The organism is Pseudomonas sp. PH1b (assembly GCF_000633395.1).
Taxonomy (GTDB): domain Bacteria; phylum Pseudomonadota; class Gammaproteobacteria; order Pseudomonadales; family Pseudomonadaceae; genus Aquipseudomonas.
Map to the genome: position 1 here is coordinate 1 of NZ_AYMU01000005.1, position 21,507 is coordinate 21,507.

At 61.5% G+C, this 21,507-nt stretch carries 15 protein-coding genes; 8 read left to right on the forward strand and 7 right to left on the reverse strand.

Translation table 11 applies throughout. The features are described 5' to 3' along the window. The 4 genes from U873_RS0109370 to U873_RS0109390 form a co-directional block, all read left to right on the forward strand. Positions 1 to 3,093, forward strand: a 3,093-nt coding sequence (locus U873_RS0109370) for a DUF637 domain-containing protein (RefSeq protein WP_025128003.1), incomplete at its 5' end; no start/stop codon positions are given. Then, positions 3,090 to 3,437: a DUF3969 family protein gene (locus U873_RS0109375; RefSeq protein WP_025128004.1), complete on the forward strand. Its 348-nt coding sequence runs from the start codon at positions 3,090 to 3,092 to the stop codon at positions 3,435 to 3,437. The genes U873_RS0109370 and U873_RS0109375, both read left to right, overlap by 4 nt. Before the next feature lie 188 nt (positions 3,438 to 3,625). After that, positions 3,626 to 3,952, forward strand: coding sequence for a hypothetical protein (locus U873_RS36620; RefSeq protein WP_157838071.1), 327 nt, complete (start codon positions 3,626 to 3,628; stop codon positions 3,950 to 3,952). Between the two features lie 982 nt (positions 3,953 to 4,934). After that, positions 4,935 to 5,327 carry a DUF2846 domain-containing protein gene (locus tag U873_RS0109390; protein ID WP_025128005.1) on the forward strand — a complete coding sequence of 131 codons (393 nt, stop codon included), beginning with the start codon at positions 4,935 to 4,937 and terminating at the stop codon, positions 5,325 to 5,327. Between the two features lie 142 nt (positions 5,328 to 5,469). Here U873_RS0109390 and U873_RS0109395 read toward each other — a convergent pair whose 3' ends face one another. From U873_RS0109395 to U873_RS0109415, 5 genes are all read right to left on the reverse strand, one after another. Next, positions 5,470 to 6,882 (reverse strand): amidase, encoded by a 1,413-nt coding sequence (locus U873_RS0109395; RefSeq protein WP_025128006.1) that lies wholly within the window; start codon positions 6,880 to 6,882, stop codon positions 5,470 to 5,472. A gap of 131 nt (positions 6,883 to 7,013) precedes the next feature. Continuing rightward, on the reverse strand, positions 7,014 to 8,192 hold the full coding sequence (locus U873_RS0109400; RefSeq protein ID WP_025128007.1) for a M20 aminoacylase family protein: 1,179 nt from the start codon (positions 8,190 to 8,192) through the stop codon (positions 7,014 to 7,016). A gap of 45 nt (positions 8,193 to 8,237) precedes the next feature. After that, positions 8,238 to 9,542: an MFS transporter gene (locus U873_RS0109405; RefSeq protein WP_025128008.1), complete on the reverse strand. Its 1,305-nt coding sequence runs from the start codon at positions 9,540 to 9,542 to the stop codon at positions 8,238 to 8,240. A 140-nt stretch (positions 9,543 to 9,682) separates the two neighbouring features. Next, positions 9,683 to 11,044, reverse strand: coding sequence for a DUF1329 domain-containing protein (locus tag U873_RS0109410; protein ID WP_025128009.1), 1,362 nt, complete (start codon positions 11,042 to 11,044; stop codon positions 9,683 to 9,685). A 32-nt stretch (positions 11,045 to 11,076) separates the two neighbouring features. Continuing rightward, positions 11,077 to 12,828: a DUF1302 domain-containing protein gene (locus U873_RS0109415; RefSeq protein WP_025128010.1), complete on the reverse strand. Its 1,752-nt coding sequence runs from the start codon at positions 12,826 to 12,828 to the stop codon at positions 11,077 to 11,079. Positions 12,829 to 12,954: 126 nt separating this feature from the next. Between U873_RS0109415 and U873_RS0109420 the strand changes: the two genes are divergently transcribed. Then, positions 12,955 to 13,899: a LysR family transcriptional regulator gene (locus tag U873_RS0109420; protein ID WP_025128011.1), complete on the forward strand. Its 945-nt coding sequence runs from the start codon at positions 12,955 to 12,957 to the stop codon at positions 13,897 to 13,899. 108 nt (positions 13,900 to 14,007) lie between these two features. Here U873_RS0109420 and U873_RS35085 read toward each other — a convergent pair whose 3' ends face one another. Continuing rightward, a complete protein-coding gene (locus U873_RS35085; RefSeq protein WP_081818625.1) occupies positions 14,008 to 15,027 on the reverse strand; it encodes an AraC family transcriptional regulator in 1,020 nt (339 codons plus the stop codon). An 84-nt stretch (positions 15,028 to 15,111) separates the two neighbouring features. On the opposite strand from U873_RS35085, the gene U873_RS0109435 reads away from it, so the two are divergent. Beyond that, a complete protein-coding gene (locus tag U873_RS0109435) occupies positions 15,112 to 17,025 on the forward strand; it encodes an acyl-CoA synthetase (protein ID WP_256244320.1) in 1,914 nt (637 codons plus the stop codon). A 120-nt stretch (positions 17,026 to 17,145) separates the two neighbouring features. Here U873_RS0109435 and speD read toward each other — a convergent pair whose 3' ends face one another. Next, a complete protein-coding gene (gene speD / locus U873_RS0109440) occupies positions 17,146 to 17,574 on the reverse strand; it encodes an adenosylmethionine decarboxylase (RefSeq protein ID WP_025128014.1) in 429 nt (142 codons plus the stop codon). Between the two features lie 619 nt (positions 17,575 to 18,193). On the opposite strand from speD, the gene U873_RS0109445 reads away from it, so the two are divergent. After that, positions 18,194 to 19,693: an alkaline phosphatase family protein gene (locus U873_RS0109445; protein WP_025128015.1), complete on the forward strand. Its 1,500-nt coding sequence runs from the start codon at positions 18,194 to 18,196 to the stop codon at positions 19,691 to 19,693. Next, positions 19,693 to 21,507, forward strand: a complete 1,815-nt coding sequence (locus U873_RS0109450; protein WP_025128016.1) for a B12-binding domain-containing radical SAM protein — start codon at positions 19,693 to 19,695, stop codon at positions 21,505 to 21,507. Before U873_RS0109445 ends, U873_RS0109450 begins: the two co-directional genes overlap by 1 nt.

The window sequence follows — 21,507 nt, forward strand, 5'->3', positions numbered from 1 at the left end:
GAACAGGTACTGGTGCCAGTGCTGTACCTGGCCCAGGCCAACAACCGCCTGGCGCCCAACGGCTCCCTGATCGCGGGCAAGGACGTGAGCCTGATTGCCGGCAAGGACCTGAACAACGTTGGCACCCTGCGCGCGGCCAATGACCTGTCGGCGGTGGCGGGGGAGAACCTGGTCAATAGCGGTTTGGTGGAGGCGGGCAACCGCCAGGACCTGCTGGCCGGCAACTACCTGGTCAACCGTGCCGGCGGCATCATCGCCGGGCGCGACGTGAGCCTGACCACCACCCAGGGCGACGTGATCAACGACCGCACCCTGACCACCCACCAGAGCAGCAGCGAAGACTACGTCCGCGAGCAGCGCCGCGATTTCCTCGACAGCGCCGCGCGCATCGAAGCTGGCAACAGCCTGAGCATCGACGCCGAACGGGACTTCGACAACAACGGCAGCGTCCTGCACAGCGGCGGCGACACCCGCATCAAGGCCGGTCGCAACGTCAGCCTCACCGCCGTCGAGCAAGTGGTCAGCAACGACCGCGGCATTGGCAACCTCGACCAGAGCAAAACCCAGCACGGCGCCACCCTTGAGAGCGGCCGTGATCTGACCATCGATGCCGGTGGTAGTCTCACCGCCGTCGCCAGCCAGATCGACGCCAAGGGCGATGTGTCGATGACGGTCACAGAAAACCTGACCCTGGCCTCGGCAGCCAACGAACAGCACTGGGCCAGCAAGACCGGCACCACCAAGAGCGAAGAAGATCGCGTCCACCAGCAAGCCACCACGGTGACGGCGGGCGGCGATGTGACGCTCAAGTCCGGCCAGGACATGACCCTGATCTCCAGCCGGATCAAGGCCGGGGACGAAGCCTACCTGGTGGCCGGTGGCGAACTGAACCTGCTGGCGGAGCAGGACAGCGAGCATTCGCTGTATGACATGAAGAAGAAGGGGGGCTTTGGCAACCTGCAGACCCAACGTGACGAAGTCACCCGCACCACCCATATCGGCAGTGAGGTCAGTGCAGGGGGCAACCTGACGCTCAAGAGTGATGGCGACCAGAAGTATCAGGTCGCCAAGCTGGAGAGTGGCAAGGACCTGACCTTGGACAGCGGCGGTGCCATCACCTTTGAAGGGGTGAAGGACCTGCATCAGGAGAGCCACGAGAAGACCAATAACAACTCCTTCTGGGTGTCCTCCAAAGGCAAGGGCAATACCGACGAAACCTTGCGCCAGACCCAGATGGTGGCGGCCGGCAACATCGTGATCAAAGCCGTTGATGGCCTGAAGATCGATGTGAGGCAGGTCAATCAGCAGAGCGTCAGCCAGAGCATCGACGCCATGGTCAAGGCCGACCCGCAACTGGCCTGGCTCAAGGAGGCTGAGAAACGCGGCGATGTTGATTGGCGCGTAGTGAAGGAGATCCACGACTCCTACAAGTACAGCAACTCCGGGTTGGGGCCGGCGTCGCAGATCATTATTGCGATTGTGATGGCGGCGGTGGTTGGGCCCATGGCAATGGGCGCGATGGGGACTGCCACCGGTGGAGCGGTTGCTGCGGGGACCATGAGTTCGGGAACTGCTGGAGTATTGGCGTCGAGTGCGGGAGCTATCGCTACAGGCGCCGCGACTAATGCAACTGTTAGCTTTATCAACAATGGCGGAAACCTGGGGGCGGTGTTCAAGGATGTGACCTCTTCCAGCGCCATGAAAGAGTATGTGATCTCTGGTGTTACTGCGGGGCTGACGGCTGGTTACTTCAATGAGTGGACAGGTACTTACACCAACCCAGTAACGAATCAGATTATTGGACCGAACCTGAGTACTTGGACAGGTATTGGGCAATTTGCTGCGAGCCAAACGCTGCAGAGCGGCACCTCCATGCTGTTGAGCAAAGCGTTGGGGCAGGGCGGCAGTGCCAGTGAGGCGCTGAAAAGTGCCTTGTTCAATACCTTGGCGGCGGCGAGTTTCAACGCCGTGGGAGATTACTCTCTGGACGTCTTTGCTGAAGGAACCTTACCGAAAATAGCCATTCACGCGATTGTCGGAAGATTACTATCGGAAGCGACTGGCGGGGACTTCAAAATTGGCGCTTTGGCGGCAGGTGCTAGCGAAGCTTTGGCCGTGGAACTGGGCCAGTTGGTCAAAGGTGATGAAAACCTATTGGTCATGAGTTCACAAATTGTCGGTGTATTAGCAGCTGCCTCGCAGAAGGATGCCGATGCACAGTCAATGGAGAAGGGCCGTTGGGTTGCACAGCAAGCAATGCTTTACAACAACCTCAATCATGCGGCGGCAGAAAAACTGCTCAAGGAGATCAAAGACTGTCGTGCTGCGGGAGGTTGTGGCGAAAGCAAACTTAAAAGCATTCTGGGGAAATATGAGCGGTTGTCTGCTGAACGCTCCAATGCCATCAGTGCATGTGGTACCCGCGCATGTGTAGACAAAATCCTCAATAGCTCGATCCGAATGGAGGACCCTGTTTCTCAGGAACTGCTTGGCCTGTTACGCCAGACAACCTATGACACCCCTGGCTTATTGCAGGGAAATCCTGACTTGGTGAGCTGGCAAAGTCCTAACCCGAGTGGTTGGGGAGATACTTTTGCACTGGACAAGCAACAGGCGTATGCCAAGAACATCAAGGAGGGATGGCTGACTCCTCAGGAGTTGGCTGACCTCGACCGTTGGAATGACTCTACCTCGTGGGTGGATAGACTCGTAGGACGGAAGTTAGAGGCTAAAGAAAAAGCTAGTATTCTGTTGGAACTGGGTACAACGGCCGCCATGGCGCTGATGGGGGGGCGAGGGAGCGTTGGGGCTGGCGGAAAGGGAACAGGGATACAACATGTATATGACTCTATTAGAAAGGCACCGCAATTTCCGGAAGGTTTTAGGGAGAAAGTTGGTGGTACTACTAAAAATGTAGTGAATGATAAGTTTTTGCTGGCTGAGTTGCGCGAAGTTGAGCCTGGAAAGTGGTCTAAAATATATAAAGATGGGTTTGATTCAAAAGGGTCCAAAGTGTCCGTTCATTACTTTCAAAGCGAAAGTGGAAAGGTTTTTAACGTGAAGGCTAAAAAAGAATGGAGCAATAACAGGTGAAGAGTTTTTCATTGGTGATCGAGCTTTTTGACGCTGAAGAGGCTGCTAGGTTTTTATCCGCAACATCTATTGGATTGTTAACTATGATTGCTAATGGTCTTATGAGCGTGGATGAGGCGGAAAAGCTTTTATTTACCCCAAGGACATCAAGGATTTTGAAAGATAAAGGTATTCCTCAAGACCTTTGTGATCTCGTGATGAATTGCTGTGAGCTAGAAGACGTTCTTGATTTAATTCCTCTAAAATTCGAGGAGTCAGTAAGGGATAGGATGGTTGAGTTTTTGGAATTCTTGAAAAAGACAAAGGCTCAAGATCCAAGTTTTGAATACTTGGATCTTCGGTAGGGAATTGTGATTTTCTAGAACTCTGGTGGTGGTCTTTTAGTTGGGCGTATAAGTGTGGGGTATGAATCTCATGATGTTGGACGTGCTTTGCAGGGGAGGTTTCTGGTCTGTTAGCAAAACCTGGGAGTACGTCTGTACCTGCAAGTGGTGTTGGTGCAGGAGCGACACTTAAGGTTGACTCGGCTCAGTTGGGTAAAAAACTCGGCAAGCATGTTGAGGACTTCGGAGATAATGCTTCAAATGCCGCAGATCGTAGGCTGGTAATAAATAAAATCCAGGAAATAGGGGTTAATCCTGACAAGATAGTTTCTGGCGTTTGTTCAGGGCAAGGGCCTGGCGGGAAAATAGGCCCTGTATTTTTCAGGATTAAAGCAAGTAATGTTGTTGTAACAAAACCAAATGAGTCATTTTTTACCATTTTAAAATACGGTGTGATCGAAAATACATTTGTCAAAAGTCTCTTTGAGGGGGCTGTTTCGGTAAGATGTTGTGTGCCAGCGATGGTATGTCATTGAGGTTTTCTTTAGATCCTATGAGTAGTACGGATCTTGGCGAATATGGGCGGGAGGAGATATTTTCTTTATGTGGAGTCGATATTTTGATGTTGTAGGCAAAAAATTAATTAATGCTTGTTTTTTTGTACTTAACTGTCTCTGAGGCTCTTGTGGGTGTTATGTTGGTCTTTGGAAATGATTTGACATTGTCTGTTATGAATCTTGGGGGTGAGCTGTATGTTAGTAAGTTGACTCTAGAGGACGTTTTTAAGTGAGGGAATAAGAATTTTTGAATTAAGTTTGCTCAATTAAAAGTGTTCTATGGTCAGGCGTTAAAGCTACAGGCGTAAGTGGAAGATATCCAAGTGGCTGGGTTACATGTGCGTTGCCTGGTGGAAGAGTCGAAAATTGGCGGGCGGATAGTGGTTTATTGGTTTTCGCGGGGTTGGATGATGAGTGAACTCAAATTTTAGAAGGTTGGGAATGTAAATAATTATTTGTGTGTTTATTTTTAAGGTGGAAAAGATTTTCTTGTGGGGGTTGGTGTGTCTGAGGAAGAGGTTGTTGAGTTTTTTATTTCGAAAATAAGCTGGTGTTAAATTCTACTCGGTAGGAAGAGATTTTGGTGCGTGGTCAAATTTTTTAAAGACTGAGTTGGGGAATAAAAATTTTGAATAATGGCGTTCGAAGAGGACGCGGTTGTCTACCTCAATCGGGATGAGGCTGTCGTGATGATAGTGCTGAACGGTGTGGGAAAGCGTTATCTGGTTCAGGATGCGTCGCTGGGGACTGTTGCGAAACAGAGTAAGTCAGCCTTGTGTTGATCTGCATTCGATTAATTGCAAGAGAAGAAGGGGGGGTAAGCCGATATTCCGGTTTAGAGAAAATGATAAAACTACGTGTAATAGGGATGAATCACATGATTAAGAATGTCTGCAAGACCGCTGCTGTTCTCTCGATAGCCTTGCTTTACGGCTGTGCCTCAGCCCCATCAATGGAAAAGATGCAAGCCGAAGTCGCGCAGTATTCACCACCCAAACCTGCAGTTGCCGACAAAGGACTGGTATACGTCGTTCGTCCTAGCAATGCGGGAATGATGGTGCGTTTCAATGTCTTCCTGGATGACAAGCAAGCCGACTCGGAAATGGGCTACAACCGTGGTAACCAATACATCTATTTTTACGTCACCCCTGGTCAGCACGTGATTAGCTCCAAGGCTGAAAATTGGGCAGACATGCCTGTGACGGTCAAGGCAGGCGAGGTTATCTACCTCAAGCAAGAAGTTGAGGTTGGCGTGGTGATGGCTCGCAACAGTTTGAAGGTGTTAAGTGATGTGGAGGGGCGTTATCTGGTCAAGGATGCGAGCCTGGGTACTATTGCCAGAGAGAGCAAGTAAGCCTTTGACCGATCGGTATCCGATCTACTGCAAGAGAAAAAGGGCGACTTTCAAGCCGCCCTTTTTGCTTACTGAAGCACCTGTTCCTGCATTCGCTTTGTCGTCACATCCATCAAGTCGTACCCCTCCATTTTTCGCCACCTCACACCCTCACCCGCGGAGCCCTCAGCTGCTCACGCGCAAAGGTGCTTTCATACGCCCGACAAACCCTCAGTACCTGATCATCAGCGAAGCGCGCTGCCACCACTTGCAGGCCGATGGGCAAACCCTGCTCCGAGAAGCCGCAAGGCAGGGAGGCTGCGGGTTGCTGCGTCAGGTTGAACGGGTAGCTGAACGGCGACCAATGCAGCCAGTCGTCGAGGCCGGAGCCGGGCGGGGTGTCGTGCCCGGCTTCGAAGGCGGTGATGGGCAGCATCGGGCACACCAGCAGGTCGTAGCGCTGGTGAAAGGCGTTCATCCGGGCCATCAGGGCGGCCCGGGCTTCCTGGGCGGCGGTGAAGTCGGCCAGGGTGGTGCGCCGGCATTGCTCGGTGAAGCGCAGCAGGCCGGGGTCGAGCAGGGCCTTGTGCGCCGGGGTCAGGTGGCTGGCCAGGCTTGCGGCTCCGGCGTTGATCACGGTCCTGAACAGTTCCAGTGGGTTGTCGAAGCCCGGGTCGACGGCTTCGACCCGGGCGCCGAGTTGTTCCAGGCGGGCTACCGCTTGGGCGACTACTCGAGCCACTTGCGGGTCGACCTGGACGTAGCCGAAGTTTGCGCTGTAGGCGATGCGCAGGCCCTTGAGGTCGGTGCTTTCGGGCAGCCACGGGGTGTGGCGCGGGGCGCCCAGCAGTGGGTCGCGCGGGTCGGGCTGGGCGAGGGTGTGCAGGAATAGCACGGCATCGTCGACGCTACGGGTCATGGGCCCCAGGTGCGACACCAGGGTGGTGGCGCTGGCCGGCCATTGCGGGATGTAGCCGAAGGTCGGCTTGAAGCCGAAGGTGCCGGTGAAGCTGCTGGGGATGCGGATCGAGCCGCCGGCGTCGCTGCCCTGGTGCAGTACGCCGAGGTTCAGTGCGGCGGCCACCGCGGCGCCGCCGGATGAGCCGCCGCAGGTCATGCGGGTGTCCCAGGGGTTGCGGGTGATGCCGTACAACGGGCTGTCGGTCACGCCCTTCCAGCCGAATTCCGGGCTGGTGGTCTTGCCCAGTATCACGGCTCCGGCGTTGCGCATAAAGGTGGTGACGGGCGCGTCGACCTCCCAGGGGCCATCGGCGGCAATGGTCAGCGAGGCTTTGCGGGTCGGCATGCCACGGGTCGGAGTCAGTTCCTTGATCGAGGTGGGCAAGCCATCCAGGGCGCCGCAGGGCTGGCCCTTGAACCAGCGTTGTTCGGCGCAGCGGGCAGCTTGCAGAGCGCCTTGCGGGTCGGTGTAGCAATAGGCGTTGACCAACGGGTTGAAGCGCTCGATGCGTGCCAGGGCATCTTCGGTGACGTCCACCGGCGACAGGCGCCGGGCACGGTAGTGAGCCAGCAGTTCGACGGCGCTCATGTCGGCAATGGCAGTGGCTTGAGTCATGGCAGTGATCCTGGTTAAGAAGCTCCGAGCGGGCCGCGCAACGCAAGGGCGGCGCGGCCGCTGCAGGGACGAGGTGATTGGCGCTGGCGCGGGGCCACGCGCCACTGGCTGTGGGGTGTTGCCTGGGGCGGTCAGCGCAGGTAGGCCTGCACCAGCTCGACCCAACAGGCGGCGCCCAGTGGAATCAGTTCGTCGTTGAAGTCGTAGTGATCGTTGTGCACCGAGCAGCCGTTGAACTCCCCGGTGCCGTTGCCCAGGCCGAAGTAGCAGCCGGGCACTTCCTGCAGCATCCAGGCAAAGTCTTCGCTGCCCATGGCCTTGAATGACACCTGCCCCATCACGTTGTCGGCACCCAGGGCCCGATGTGCGGCCTCGAACATTTGCCGGGTCTCGGCGGGGGTGTTGACCAGCACCGGGGCCAGCAGTTGGTAGTCGATGTCGGCGCTGACGCCGAACGAGGCGGCCTGGCCCTGGACGATGCTGCGGATCCGCTGTTCGACCTGTTGGCGAATCTGCGGGTCGAGGGTGCGCACGCTCAGTTCCAGCATCGCCGTCTCCGGGATGATGTTGGTGGCGGTGCCGGCCTGCACTTTGCCGATGCTGACCACCACTGCGTCGCTGGCGCTGACGTTGCGCGAGACCACGGTCTGCAACGCGCCGATGATGCTGCCCAGGGCCGGAATCGGATCGAGGGTGCGCTCCGGCATGGCGCCGTGCCCGCCGCGGCCTTTGAGGGTGATGCACACCCGTTCGGACGAGGCCATGACCCCGCCGCTCTTGATGATCGCGTAGCCCACCGGGAACCCCGGCATGTTGTGGAAGGCGTACACCGCATCACAGGGAAAGCGCCGGAACAGGCCGTCCTCCATCATGCTCCTGGCGCCGGTCAGGCCTTCTTCATCGGGCTGGAAGATCAGGTTCAGGGTGCCGTTGAAGTCACTGTGCAAGGCCAGTTGCTCGGCCGCCGCCAGCAGGGTCGCGGTGTGTCCGTCGTGGCCGCAGGCGTGCATCAGCCCGGCGTGTCGGCTGGCCCAGGGCAGGCCGTTTTTTTCCTCGATCGGCAGGGCATCCATGTCGGCCCGCAGGCCCAGGGTCTTGCCGCCCTGGCCACGGCGCAGGACCCCCACCACGCCATGGCCACCGACCCCGGTGTGCACTTGGTAGCCCCATTCTTCAAGCAGGCGGATGACCAGGGCCGAGGTGTCCAGGGTGGCCTGTCCCAGTTCGGGGTGGGCGTGGATGTCGCGGCGAATCGTCACGAAGCGCTCGGCGCTGGCTTGCAGTCGATGTGGCAGGTTGTCGGGGCTCACGGCAGTTTCCTTGTTGGCAGGTATGGGAGTGGACAGCGAACCGGCTCAGGGGCGGCCGGGGTGTTCCGGGTAGTACCGCAGGGCCAGGCCGCTGAGGAGGATGGCGCCACACAGGTACCAGGCCGGCACCAGCGGGCTGCCGGTGAGGGCGATCAACCCGGTGACGATCAGCGGCGAGAAGCCGCCGAACAGGGTCACGCCGAAGCTGTAGATGATCGACAGCCCGGTCACGCGCTCGTCGCGGGCAAAGGCTTCCATCAACAGCGCCAGGCCGGCGCCACCGCTGATGGCCATCGGCAGGATCAGCAGCGCCACCGCCACCAGGCAGAGCAGCGTGCTGTGCTGGCCGAGCAGCATGAAGGCCGGGTAGGTGACGATGATCTGCACCCCGCACAGCCAGTACAGCAAGGGCTTGCGCCGTGGCATGCGGTCGGCGAAGCGCGAGGCGAAGGGCGGCACCACGGCCAGCAGGACGCAGGCGAAGGCCACCAGCGAAAAGGCGAAGCTGCTGCTGTAGTTCAAGGTCCGGGTGAGGTAGGTGGGCATGTAGAACACCACCATGTAGGAGCTGACCGTCGAGCTGGCCATGAGCAGGATGCCCAGCCCCAGGGTTCGGGCGTGGCGGCGCAACAGGTCGCGAAAGGGCGTCGGCCGGTCGGGGTTGTGGTGGGTTTCATCCAGGTGCTTGCGGATGTACCAGCCCACCGGGCCGATCAGCAGGCCGATGATGAAGGGCATGCGCCAACCCCAGCCGTGCAGGGCCTGTTCCGACAGCAGGCTGGTCAGCAGCAGTCCGGAGAGTGCACCGAGCAATGCTGCGGCGCCCTGGCTTGCGCCTTGCCAGCAGACCATGAAACAGCGGTTATCGGTACGTCCGGATTCCATGAGGAAGGCCGAGGCGGCACCGACTTCACCGCCGGCAGAAAAACCCTGCAGCAGCCGGCCGAACACCAGCAGCAAGGTGGCGAAGAGGCCGATGCTGGAGTAGGTCGGGGTGAAGGCGATGATCCCGGTGCCCAGGGTCATCAGGGCGATGGTCAGGGTCAGGGCCTGCTTGCGCCCGTAGCGATCCGCCACCCGGCCGATCACGATTGCCCCCAGGGGGCGCACCAGAAAGCCCAGGGCGAAGGTCACCAGCGACATCATCAGCGAGGCCAGGGGGGAGTCGGCGGGGAAGAACAGCTGGCCGATGATCACTGCAAAAAAGCTGTAGACGGTGAAGTCGTACATCTCCAGGGCATTGCCCAGGGACGAGGCGACCACCACTCGGCGCATCTTGCTGCGGTCCGCCGAGGCGGTTTCGGCTGGCGTGTAGTCGAGCGCAAGCGAGGAAACGGGTGTGCTTTTCATGGCATTTTCCAAAGAGTGGCAGGTGGTGCTTGGCATCGCTGATCAACCGTGCAGGGGCGTAGCCCGTACCCTGTTCAACGCTGCCGCGGGTTCCTGCTAGGTGTCAGCAGGAGCCCGCGCTGCGGGCGAATCCGGGGCGCTTAGCGCACCCCGCTCTGGCGCAGGGCGTTCGGCGTGAACTCGGCCTCCAGCGCCTTGACCCCAAACTGGTAGCTGCTCTTCTCTTCGTTTTTCAGCCCCAGCACCAGGTAACGGCCGCTGACCAGGTCATTCAGGGTCTCGGCGGTGTACCAGGGCACCTGGCTGTTGTAGTACGACAGCTGGTGGGCCTCGGCCAGGCGCCACAGGGTATTGCGCCCGTCGTAATGATCGATCACCGCGGCCTGCCAGGAGTCCTCGTCGATGTAGAAGTCGCGCTTGGCGTACACATGGCGCTGGCCGGGCTTCAGGGTCGCCACCACATGCCAGACCCGATGCAGTTCATAGCGCGCCAGGTCCTGGTTGATGTGCCCGGCCTGGGTGATCTCGGCGTATTTGAGCTTGGGCGAATCGAGCAGGTAGCTGTTGTAGGGAATGAACAGCTCCTGCTTGCCCAGCAACTGCCAGTCGTAGCGATCTGGCGCGCCGTTGAACAGGTCGTAGTTGTCCACCACGCGCTGGCCGTCAGTGCTGGCGGCCGGGCCGTCATAGGCAACCTGCGGTGCGCGCCGCACCCGGCGCTGGCCGGCGTTGTAGATCCACGCCTGGCGCGGTTCCTTGACCTGGTCGAGGGTCTCGTGGACCAGCTCGACGTTGCCCGCCAGGCGGGCCGGCGCCACCACCGTCTGCTTGTTGTAGAACAGCACGTTGCTCGGTTTGGCCGGGTCGTAGTCAGCAAGGCTCTCACGCAGCACGTACTGGTGGGCATAGGTGACCGGCGTGGCGACCCCACGAACATCCGGCACGATCTGCACCATCAGCCGCTTGACGCTGTCACCACGGTAGCGAGTGATGTGGTTCCAGATCACCTCCAGGCCGTTGCTCGGAATCGGGAAGGGAAAGGCCTTGGTGAAGTTCTCCAGGCCGTTGCCGCCGGCGATCAATCGAGTGTTCACCGCGTTGCGCCGCGCCGCTTCAACAATGCTCGGCGGCACGCTGGCGCTGCGGTGCGTGGGGAAGACGTTCATCTGGTAGTCGGGGTAGCGCTTGAACATCGCCACCTGGCCGGGGGACAGGCGATCCTGGTACTGCGCCAGGTTCTGCCCGGTGATGCTGAACAACGGGCGCTCGCCGGCATAGGGATTGGCCAGAAACCCCGCGCTGTCGACCGCGCCGGCATCCTTCGCCAGGCCGCCGGTCCAGGCCGGGATGGTGCCCTGGGCATTGCCTGCGCGCTCGGCGCCGAGCGGGGTCAGGGTGGTTTCCAGTTGCTTGGCCGTATCGGGCGAGACCGCCGCCATGGCCGAAGTGCAGAGCAGCAGTGCCAACGCACCGCCGTGGATAAAGGCTGTCGAACCTGTCATGTCACGCTTCCCGTTCAGTGGGCTGATTTGGCTTAAAAGCTCACGCCGACGCTGAGGGCGACAAAGTCGCGATCGGTCGAGGTGTTGTAGCGGCCACCGAAGAAGTCGGTGTAAGAGAGGCTGGCGGTGTAAGTGTTGCTGAGGTCCGCATCCAGGCCGAGGCTGATGGCCTTGCTGCCCTGGTTGAAGTTGGGCCCGTAGCCATGCACGTCATGGGACCAGGACAGGTTAGGCTTGAGGTTCACCCCGGCGATCAGGTTCTGGTAGTCGAGCAGGGCACGGGTTCGGTAGCCCCAGGAGTTGGCGGTGTAGAAACCCTGGTTGTTGCAGTTCTGCGGGTTGACCGGGTTGGCCATGACCACACAGTTGCGGTTGTCCGGCAGTTCGCCGTTGCCGAAGAGGCTGTCGCGGCCGAAGCGCAGGGTGTTGCTGCCCAGGTCCCCCAGGTGGTTGTAGCCGACCTCGGCAATCAGGGTCAGGCGCTCGGCGGCCCAGATCTGATCGAGGAAGTGGGTGAAGGTCATCTGCGCCTGGCTCACCGGTTTGCGCACATAGCCGTGGAAGCTTTCGCCCGCCACGGGCCGGGCGTGGCCGCTGGTGAAGATCGGCGCGCCAAGGTCGGCGGCCATCGGTCCGGCAAGGGCGGCGATGGTCACGTCGCTGCCATTGAGGGACAACGGCATGTTGGGTCGGTAACTGAGTTCACCGGACACCGCAGTGCTGCCCAGGGTGGTGGAGAAACTCAGGCCGTAGAGGCGGATGTCTTCCGGGTACTCGATGAAATATTCGGCGCTGGCCGCCCGGGTTCCCGGCTTGACCGCGAAAGGCGCGCTGCCCACCGTGCCGCCGACGAAGGGCGCGCGGCTGTGGTAGTTCATCCCGTACAGGCCGAACTCGGTGTTGTTCAGCGCCTCGACCTGCCAGCGCAGGGCCACGCCGAATTGCCCGCTGTCCCGGGCGTCGCGGTCGCCGCCACGGGTGAAGTGGTACTGGCCGTTGGGGTCCCAGGGCGGCGAGAAGCCCATGCGGGTGTTGCAGCCGTCGGCCATCACGTCGGAGCCGAAGAAGGTGCCGCAGTTGTCGAGCACCGTCTGGTCCCATTCCAGCTGGTAGAAGAACTCGGCGGAGAGGCTGGTGCTCAGCCCCTGAGACAGGAACAGCATGTTCACCGGAATCAGCCCTTCCTTGACCTCGGCCCCGGGCCTGCGGAACGCCGCGACATCGCTCGGGTTGATCACGTTGATGCCGTTGCCGATGAAGGTGCTCTCGCCCCAGCTGACCACCTGCTTGCCCAGGCGCGCATTGCCCGGTTGCTCGGCGATGAAATAGTTGTGGTAGACGAAGGCGTCCAGCAGTTGCGCGCCCGAGGACTTGGCGGCCTCCTTGCGCTGGCGGTCGCTGATGGGAAGGTAGCGCCGGCTTTCATCCTTGAGTTCGAAGTCGTACCAGTACTTGCCCCGCAGGAACAGGCCGCTGTCGCCGTAGCTCAGTTGCAGGTCGTGGATGCCCTTGAAGATCTTCGAGAAGGTCTCGCCGCGACGAAAGTTCAGGCGTCCATCGTCGGCGCTCTGGCTGGATCCATGCCCACCGTTCCAGGTGCCGATGAAGCCCCGGTCCGGGTTGCGTAGTGCCCAGCTGCTGCCGATGGACAGCGTCGAATCGAACTGGCCCTGGACCTCGCCGATATCGAAGGCCGCGGCCTGGCCCTCGGTGCTGGCGGCCAGGGCGATGACGGCGCCGAGGGTCAGAGGACGCAAGCGATCAAGCTGGAATTGGTGTGCCACAGAACTTCCCCATCGTTATTTTTATTGGAGGCAGTACGCGGTGCCTGCCGGGCGATGCTGGTGCTGGAGAATCTTCTGGGAGCGTGTTAAGAGTGTCCAATGCAAAGGTTGGGAAGGATTGATGCAGTGAGCGACTTAATCGACTTGAAGCGTGTGCGTCACCTGGTGTACCTGAGCGAGGAGTTGCACTTCTCCCGTGCGGCGGCCCGGGCCAACCTGTCGCAGACGGCCTTCAGCCGCAGCATCCAGTCCCTGGAGGCCGACCTTGGGGTGCGCCTGTTCGATCGGGATACGCGCACGGTGATCCTCACGGCCGCCGGCCAGCAGTTGATTGGCCGTGCCCATGAGCTGCTCGGGTGCGCGCGGAAGCTGGTGGCCCAGGCCAGCGATATCGCCGGGGCCGAGGGCGGTGAGCTGAGCTTTGGCATCAGCCCGATGGCCTCGACCCTCAACACCGTCGAGATGCTCATCGGGTTGCGCAAGAAAATTCCCCGGCTGGTGCTCAATGTCCAGGTTGGCTATTGGGACCAGCTGTGCCACCTGCTGGAAACCGAACAGCTGGATTTCGTCGTGGCCAGCATCAAGGCCGGCCAGGAGTTCGACCCGCGGTTCTCGATCATCCACCTGCCGTCCCAGCCAGCGTCGGTGTTCTGCCGCTGCGACCATCCCCTGGCCCGGCAGGACGGCCCGATCCAGCGCGCGCAGATCCTCGACTATCAGTGGAGCGGGGTGGTGCCCTCCAACGAGGCGTCGGTGTACGCCTTGTTCGATTTGCCCCCCGGGACCCTGCTGCCCTGGAGCCTGAGCTCCAACGACCTGAACCTGCTGCGCGAAACCACCCTGAGCAGCGATTCGTTGCTGCTGACCTGGCGCTCCTGGCTCGACCGGGACCTGCGCGAGGGCCTACTGGTGGACCTGATGCCGCGCATCCAGCCGCCCTGGCCGGCGGAACTGCTGACCATCAACAATGCGCTGATGGCCCATGCCGGGCGCACCCTGTCGCCGATTGCCCAGCAGGCGGTGGACATGATCGTCGCCGGGGTTGCGCCTCCGGCGAGTGCCTCGGGCTAGCCGGGAGGCAGGTCGAAGCGGCCTTGCCAGCAACGTGACACAAGGGCAGCTGCCACAGGCCTCGGCAGCTGGGGCCCGCCCCGAGGCGAAAGCCCCAGGGCGCGGTTCTCAGGGTTGCAACAGCAGCTGTTGCCGGCGGGCGCTGGGGCTCTGGTCGAACCAGCGATAGCAGGCCCGGGTCAGGGAACTGGGGTCGCCGTAGCCCAGCAGGAACGCCACTTCGGTCAGGGGAATCTGCGGGTGCGGCAGCAGTGCATCGAGCCGTTTGCGGCGCAGGTCATCGATGATCTGCTCCACCCGCAGTCCTTGTAGCAGCAGGCGCCGCTGGAGCATGTGCCGGGGCATGCCCAGTTGCCTGGCCAAGGTCGGCAGGTTGCAGGTGCCTGTCATCAGCAGGCGTTCTGCCAGGGTCTCCACCTGGCGTCCCAGGTCCAGCGGGTGGCGCTGGATCAGTTGGCGCACCAGGCGTTCGCTGGCCTCGAGTATTGCCTGGCTGGGGGCCGCCAGCGAGGTGTCGAGCAGGGCCGCGGGAAACACCAGGGCGCTGTCGGCCTGGGCGACCTCGACCTGACAGCCGTACCGTGCGCGATAGGCCTCGGCACTGAGGCCGCCCTCATGCTGCAAGCGCAGGCGCCAGTCCGCGCCGGCACTGCCGGTCACCTGCCGCAGGAAGGCGATGGCAATGCCGTAGACCAGCTCGGTCAGTTGCCGGTCGCCCGAGCGGCTGACGCTGGGGTCATGCTGCAGGCGCCAGACCGCCTGCCCGCTCTCGACGGCCAGGCTCACCTGCAGCCCGGGGGAATGGTAGGGCATGTAGCGCGCCACCTGCTGCAAGGCATCGGCGAGATGGCTGGCGTGCTGCACGATCAAGGCCACCGGGCCAAGGATCGAAATGTCCTGCAGGCTCGCCAGGCGTGCGCCGAAGTCGGGCAGGGCCAGGCGCTGGGCAGCCAGCTCCAGCAACCGCGCGACCTGCTCTAGGGGCAGGCAGAAGTGGCTGTCTTGGAGTTGGGCCGAGGTCAGGCCGAGCGCGGCCAAAAGGCTTTGCGGGCTCCCGCCATGCTGCTCCACCAACCGCGTGAAACCGGTCAGGGCAGAGGCCCTGACCAGGAATGAAGTACGGGTCATTTTGTTCCCGGATGCCAAGTGGTCGTTACCAGATGCCAAGTAATGTAGTGCGCCCCGTGCCAGCATCTCAAGACAAGAACAACCATGAGTCGAGGTCACGCCATGCTACGCAACTATCAGGACATCCTGGACATCGAGGCCGGCCCCCAGCCTTTTGCCGAGATCGGCAGCACCTACGGGCTGCTCGAGCGCAGTGCACGCCAGTGGCCCGAGGCCCCGGCCCTGAGTTTCTTTCTGCGGGTCGAGGATCAGGCTTCACCCGTGCGCTGGAGCTATGCCCGGCTGTTCGCCGACATCACCCGCGCGGCCAACCTGCTGCGCCGCCTGGGCGTGCAGCGCAACGATGTGGTGGCTCTGATCCTGCCGAACCTGCCGCAAGCCCATATCGCGATGTGGGGCGCCCAGACCGCGGGCATCGCCTTCGCGGTCAACTCGCTGCTCGATGGCCCGCAGATCGCCGAATTGCTGCGAGTGGCCAAGGCCCGTTGGGTGATCACCGTCTGCCCGGGGCCGGATCAGGAGATCGGCCTGCGGGTCGAGCGGGCCATTCGCGACGTGCAGGGCCTGCAGGGCGTGCTGGCCATCGACCCGCTGCAGCACCTGCCCGGCGGCGGGCCGGAACAGGAGCTGCCGACGGCACTGGCGGGGGTACCGCTGCTGGATTTTGACGCCGAGCTCGCTCGGGAGCCGCAGCAGTGCCTGCAGTTCGCGCCACCGAGCCAGGACGATGTGGCGGCCTACTACTGCACCGGCGGCACCACCGGCCTGCCGAAGATCGCCTGCCACAGCCAGCGCAACGAGGTGCTGTTCTGCGGGCAACTGGATGCGGTGATCGGCGAGCCGATCCTGCGCCAGGGGCACACGGTACTCACCGCGTTGCCGCTGTTCCACATCAATGCGCTGGTGGGCACGGGCCTTGCGGTGTTTGCCCAGGGCGGGCATGTGCTGCTGGCGCCACCGATGGGGTTTCGCACCCCGGGGCTGATTCCGCGGTTCTGGGAGATCGTCGAGACCCACCGGGTCAGCAGCTATTCGGCGGTGCCGACGGTCTATGCCGGCCTGCTGCAGGTGCCCAGCGGCGCTCATGACCTGAGTTCGCTGACGGCAGCGGTCTGCGGCGCGGCACCGATGCCCCGGGAGCTGTTGCGCAAGTTCGAACAGCAGAGCGGCCAGCGGGTGCTCGAAGGCTATGGCCTGACCGAGGGCACCTGTGCCTCGTCGATCAACCCCGCGGACGGCGAGTCGCGCATCGGTTCCATCGGCCTGCGCCTGCCGTGGCAGGACATGCGGGTAATGATCCTCGATGAACAGGGCGCCTGGCGGCGCGAGGCCGGGGTGGATGAAGAGGGCGTGATCTGCATCAGCGGCCCCAATGTCTTCATCGGTTACCTGGAGCCCGAGCACAATGAGTCGGTCTGGTTCACCACCGATAGTGGTGCCGCGGGCGCCGGGCAGCGCTGGTTCAACACCGGCGACCTGGGCCGCTGCGACGCCGATGGCTACTTCTGGCTCACCGGCCGCAAGAAGGAGCTGATCATCCGTGGTGGTCACAACATTGATCCGAAAAGCATCGAAGAGGTCATGGTCGGCCACCCGCAAGTCGCTCTTTGCGCCGCCGTCGGCCGGCCCGATGCCCATGCCGGGGAAGTGCCGGTGGCCTATGTCCAGGTGCGTGCCGGGAGCACGGTCGGCAGCGCCGAACTGCTGGACTACGCCAGCCGCCATATCACCGAGCGTGCCGCGTTGCCCAAGGCCGTGGTGCTGATGGAGGCCCTGCCGTTGACGGGAGTAGGCAAGATCTTCAAACCGGCGCTGGTCATGGCCGAGGTCGAGGCCGTGGTGCGCCAGGAAGCGGCCTTGCTGGACATCCAGCTGGAGGAACTGAAGGTCGAGCAGGTGGCCAACCAGGGCCTGCTGGCAAGTTACCGCTGCGCTGCAGGCGCCGAGCAGTTGGCGCAGGTGCTGGGGCGTTATACCTTCGCCAGCCGGGCGCTATAGCAACGCTGCCGGAAAACGGCGACTCGCCGCGGGCTTGGCCGACGAGGGCGCTCTGCCAGAGCGTCCTGGTCGATGCTCGAGGCTCCGCAGGCCGTGCAGTTCCCGCTGCACCGGCGGCCCCTAAGGATCGACCGAGGCGGTCTGGTGCCGTATGGCAGGCGGTGCAAGGCTGGCTGGCAGGCAGGTTTGCGCTTCGCCCCGTTCGACGATCTTCATCGCCCGTACGTTGCAGCCCAGGCTCGAGCAGATGTAGTCGAACGCCTTGACCGGGTCGCAGGTCGTGCCGCAGGTAAAGATATCGAGAAACAGGGCTCCGTGCTCGGGGTAGGTATGGAAGGAGGCGTGTGACTCTTCGAGCATCACCAGAACTGTCGCACCTTGTGGTTCGAAGCGTTTGGTCAGCGTGCCGCAGACCGTCGCGCCGGCTTCGGCGGAGGCTGCACACAGCAGCCGGGTCAAGGCATCCAGGTCATTGAGCTTTTCCGGGGCGATCTGATATAGCTCGCCCAGCGTGTGCCTTCCAAAAAAAGCATTGGCGTTCGGGTTCATAGGACTTCCCTGTTTCGACACCCGTACGGATGGCGCGGGTCGGTGAGTGAAAGGCTGCGCAGGCCAGATTGCAGGCGTCGATGATGGGGGAGCCAGGGCAGGGTTTCCAGGCAAATTGCCGGAGGGTTATTTGAGTATGTAAGAGGTTGATTCAAATTGTTTCGGGGCCCTGTTGGCGCAGGCAGGACCTTGGCGCGGCACCGCGCAACGGCGCATGCCCCAGCTAACGCCGCGACCGCCCTCGGCAAGGGGCCACAGGAAACCGAGCCATTGATTCATCGCCTCATTGGCAGGTTCATCTATCGCAACTCGCAGGCGTCAGAGTACTGTCCCGGTCCGCACACTGCGTGTTCACGCCTTGCTGGAAATATCGATTCATACTCGGATTGATTTTGTTACAAGTCTGAAATTCTTTTCCGGGTTTTTTGTTTTGGGTCAGTGTTAGTTTGTTTTGGCTGCTGTTCTGGCTGTGGCCGGCAGTTGCGAGTCTTGAGCTTAATACGTGAATTTAAGTTGCGTCGGAATGGCGCCTCTGGCGAGTTGCGCCTGTTATAAGTGCAATTCTGCAGTCTCGATAAAAGTTCATTCAGTTGAATTCCAGTGTTGGAGGGGTGTGATCATGGAAGATCAGAAGTTGAAGTTGTTGGTCTTCGGTGTCGACGGGGCGTCCCATGAGGTACTCCAGCAGTTGATGGCTCGGGGGCTGTTGCCGAACTTCAGTGCCCTGCGTCGGCGTGCCTCCCATGGGGTGCTGCAGTCGACCTTCCCGCCGCACACCGCACCGGGCTGGGCCTCAATGTTTACCGGGGTTTCTCCGGGAGAACACGGGATCTACCAGTTCTGGTCGACCCAGTCTGCGGACTATCGTTTCCGAGCAATGAACGCGGCCGACTACGGGCGTGAACCCTGCTGGCTGACCCTTGAGCGCCAAGGCTTGAAAGTCGGTGCCTACAACATTCCCATGACTCATCCGCCGGCAGACTTGCAAGACGGCTATATGATCAGTTGGCCATTGGCGAAGACCCTGAGATATACCTCGCCCGCCAATTTGATGCATGAGTTGATGCAAGCGGGGCTGCACTATCATTCAGATATTGTCACTATGTATCGCGGCCAGGAAGATTACTGCCAACAGGCGCGGCAGTTTATCAAGGGGCGTGCCGATACTTGCTGTTTCCTGCAGCGCACTCGGCCGGTAGATGCACTGTTTGTAGTCTTCACTGAAGTTGATCGTGTCAGTCATTATTATTGGGGCGACAACTCGGCACCAAGTACTGCGGTGGAACAGTGTTACATCGATATCGATCAGGCGCTGGGCACTGTGTTGACCCTGGCCGACGATGACACCCTGGTGGTGGTGGCTTCCGACCATGGCTTTGGGCGGTGTGAAGCGGACTTCAGCGTCCACGAGTTCCTCGAACAACAGGGCCTGCTGGCGACCCGCTATGAACTCCAGGACTCGGGTGCCGAGGCGTCCCACGACGATCCGGGGGCACGTTCCTGGTTCGATGCCCCCGGCAGCTACCGGCGAGTGGTCGATTGGTCGCGCACCGAGTTCTACATGCCCACCCCTGGCTGCTTCGGCGTCAACGCCAATCTGCTGGGGCGCGAAGCCCAGGGGGTACTGCGCGCCGAGCAGTTGCCAGAGGCCGAGGCACGCCTGCGCACAGCCCTGGCGCAGGTGCTCGATGAACAGGGCCAGCCCTGGTTCAGCCTGGTCAAGGCCGAGCAGGTATATGCCGGCGCACGCCTGCAGGACGCTCCCGACTACCTGTTGATCCCCAGGGATTTCAGCGTCATGCCGACCCCGGCGCTCACCGGGCAAGTCTGGAGCACGCCGACCCAGCGCGGTGTGCACCGTCCTGACGGCATCGTGTTTATCCGTGGTTCGACCTTTCCCGAAGATACCGCGCTGCAAGCGCGGATCGAAGACATCTACCCGACGATCCTGGCCCACCTGGGGCTGCCGGTGCCTGAAGGGCTGGAAGGCCACTGGCTGGTGGAACCGCCCCATGAGCCCCGCCGCGAGCCTGGCCGCCAAGGCTGCGGAGGGCAGCGAATGAGTGAAGAAGAACAGCGCTTCATGGACAGCCAATTACAACAAATTGGGTATTTTTAATGGAAACCGTGCAGTTCACCAACGCCGCCGACGGCTTGATTCCCCTGGCCAACCTGGCTGACCCGATCGACGTGCCAGTGGCCAATCCGTTGCAGTCCAGTGTCGACTTTCGCCAGCCTCAGCCGATGCGCGTGTGCTTTCCGGTGTTGCTCGATGGCGACCTGGTCATGAGTTCCGAACACCTGGGGGTCAGTTACCTGGTGTCGATCCTGCGGGACCTGGGGGCCGAGTGCCTGGTGGTCGAGGTCAAGTCGATCCAGCACGGGGACGAGATCGCCATCGCCGAAGTGGTGGCCTTCAAGCCCGATCTCATCGGCTTCTCCCTGACCACGGTCACCGTCAGCCATGCCACCGCTTTCGGTTCGGCGCTGCGTGCGGCCCTGCCCGAACAGGTGGCGTTCCTGGCCGGCGGCCCGCTGGCCACCTTCCTGGGTTCCAAGTTGCTGAGCAACCCCAACTGGAGTTTCCTTGACGCGCTGGTGCGCGGCGAGGGCGACGTGCCGCTGGTGCGTTACGTCGAGGCCTTCTGGGATCACGGCGACTACGCCCGGGTCCCGAGCCTGAGTTGGCGCGAGGAGGGCGGGTTCGTCATCGACAACCCCATTGGCAAGCCGGTGCCGGAGCTCGACATGCTGCCCGAGCCGGCACGGGACCAGTTCGAACTCAACAGTGGCAAGCTGCCCTATCTGCGCCTGGCCACCACCCGTGGCTGCACCGCGCGCTGCACCTTCTGCAACGCGCCCCATGCCGGCAACAAGATCAACCCCGGCAAGCTCTGGCGGGCCAGGACCCCGGACAACATCGTCGACGAAATCGAGCGGCTTTATCACAAGTACAACTTCAACACCTTCGACTTCGTCGACTCGACCTTCGAGGATCCGGGCGGTGCACCGTTCGCCAAGCAGCGGATCGCCGATATCGCCCAGGGCGTGCTCGATCGTGGCCTGAAGATTTATTACAACTGCTGCATGCAGGCCAAGAACTGGCACCCCGAAGACCAGCCGCTGCTGGACCTGCTGTATCGCTCGGGCCTGGAGAAGGTCCTGATCGGCATCGAGTCGGGGTCACAGATCGGCCTGGACCGCTGGAAGAAGAAGTCCACGGTCGAGGACAACAAGCGGGCCATCGAACTGGTGCGCGGCGCCGGCATCTACGTGGCCTTCGGATTCATTGCCTATCACCCCTGGTCGACCTTCCAGGAGATTCGCGACAACAACCTCTTCCTGCGTGAGTACATGGGCTACAACCTGCGCCGCTATACCGTGCGCCTGGAGCTCTATCCCGGCGCCGAGGCGGTCGAGACCCTGCGTGGCGAGGGCAAGCTGCATGATGATTTCGATGTATCGCTCAATGCCCTGAGCTACGACTTCGAAGACCCGCGGGTGCGCCAGTTGTCGACCATCAGCGCCTTGCTCTACGGCGAGAAGTACGCCTCGGAAATGGTCATCGAAAAGGAACCGGCGGTGTTCGAGTTCGAGACCTACGACATCGTCATGCACACCTTCATGTCCCGCCTGCGGCGTGCGGTTATCGGCGACTTGCGGGGGACGGCGATCCTCGAAGCGGGCGAAGCCAAGGCCGCCGAACTGCGCCGGCTCATGAGCGACTTCAACTACGCGCTGATTTCCGAGATGACCGACCTGGCCGAGCTGGGAACCCTTGACGAAGCCTATGCCCATGAGCGGCGCCCGGAGGTCGAGCAGTTCTATCGGGTCAAGCTCGGCGAGCTGCGCCAGGTCCAGTTGGGCATCAGCATGCAACTCCACCGCGCCGGGCTGAGCCTGCGCGACATCCAGTTCAGCAAAGGGGCTTGA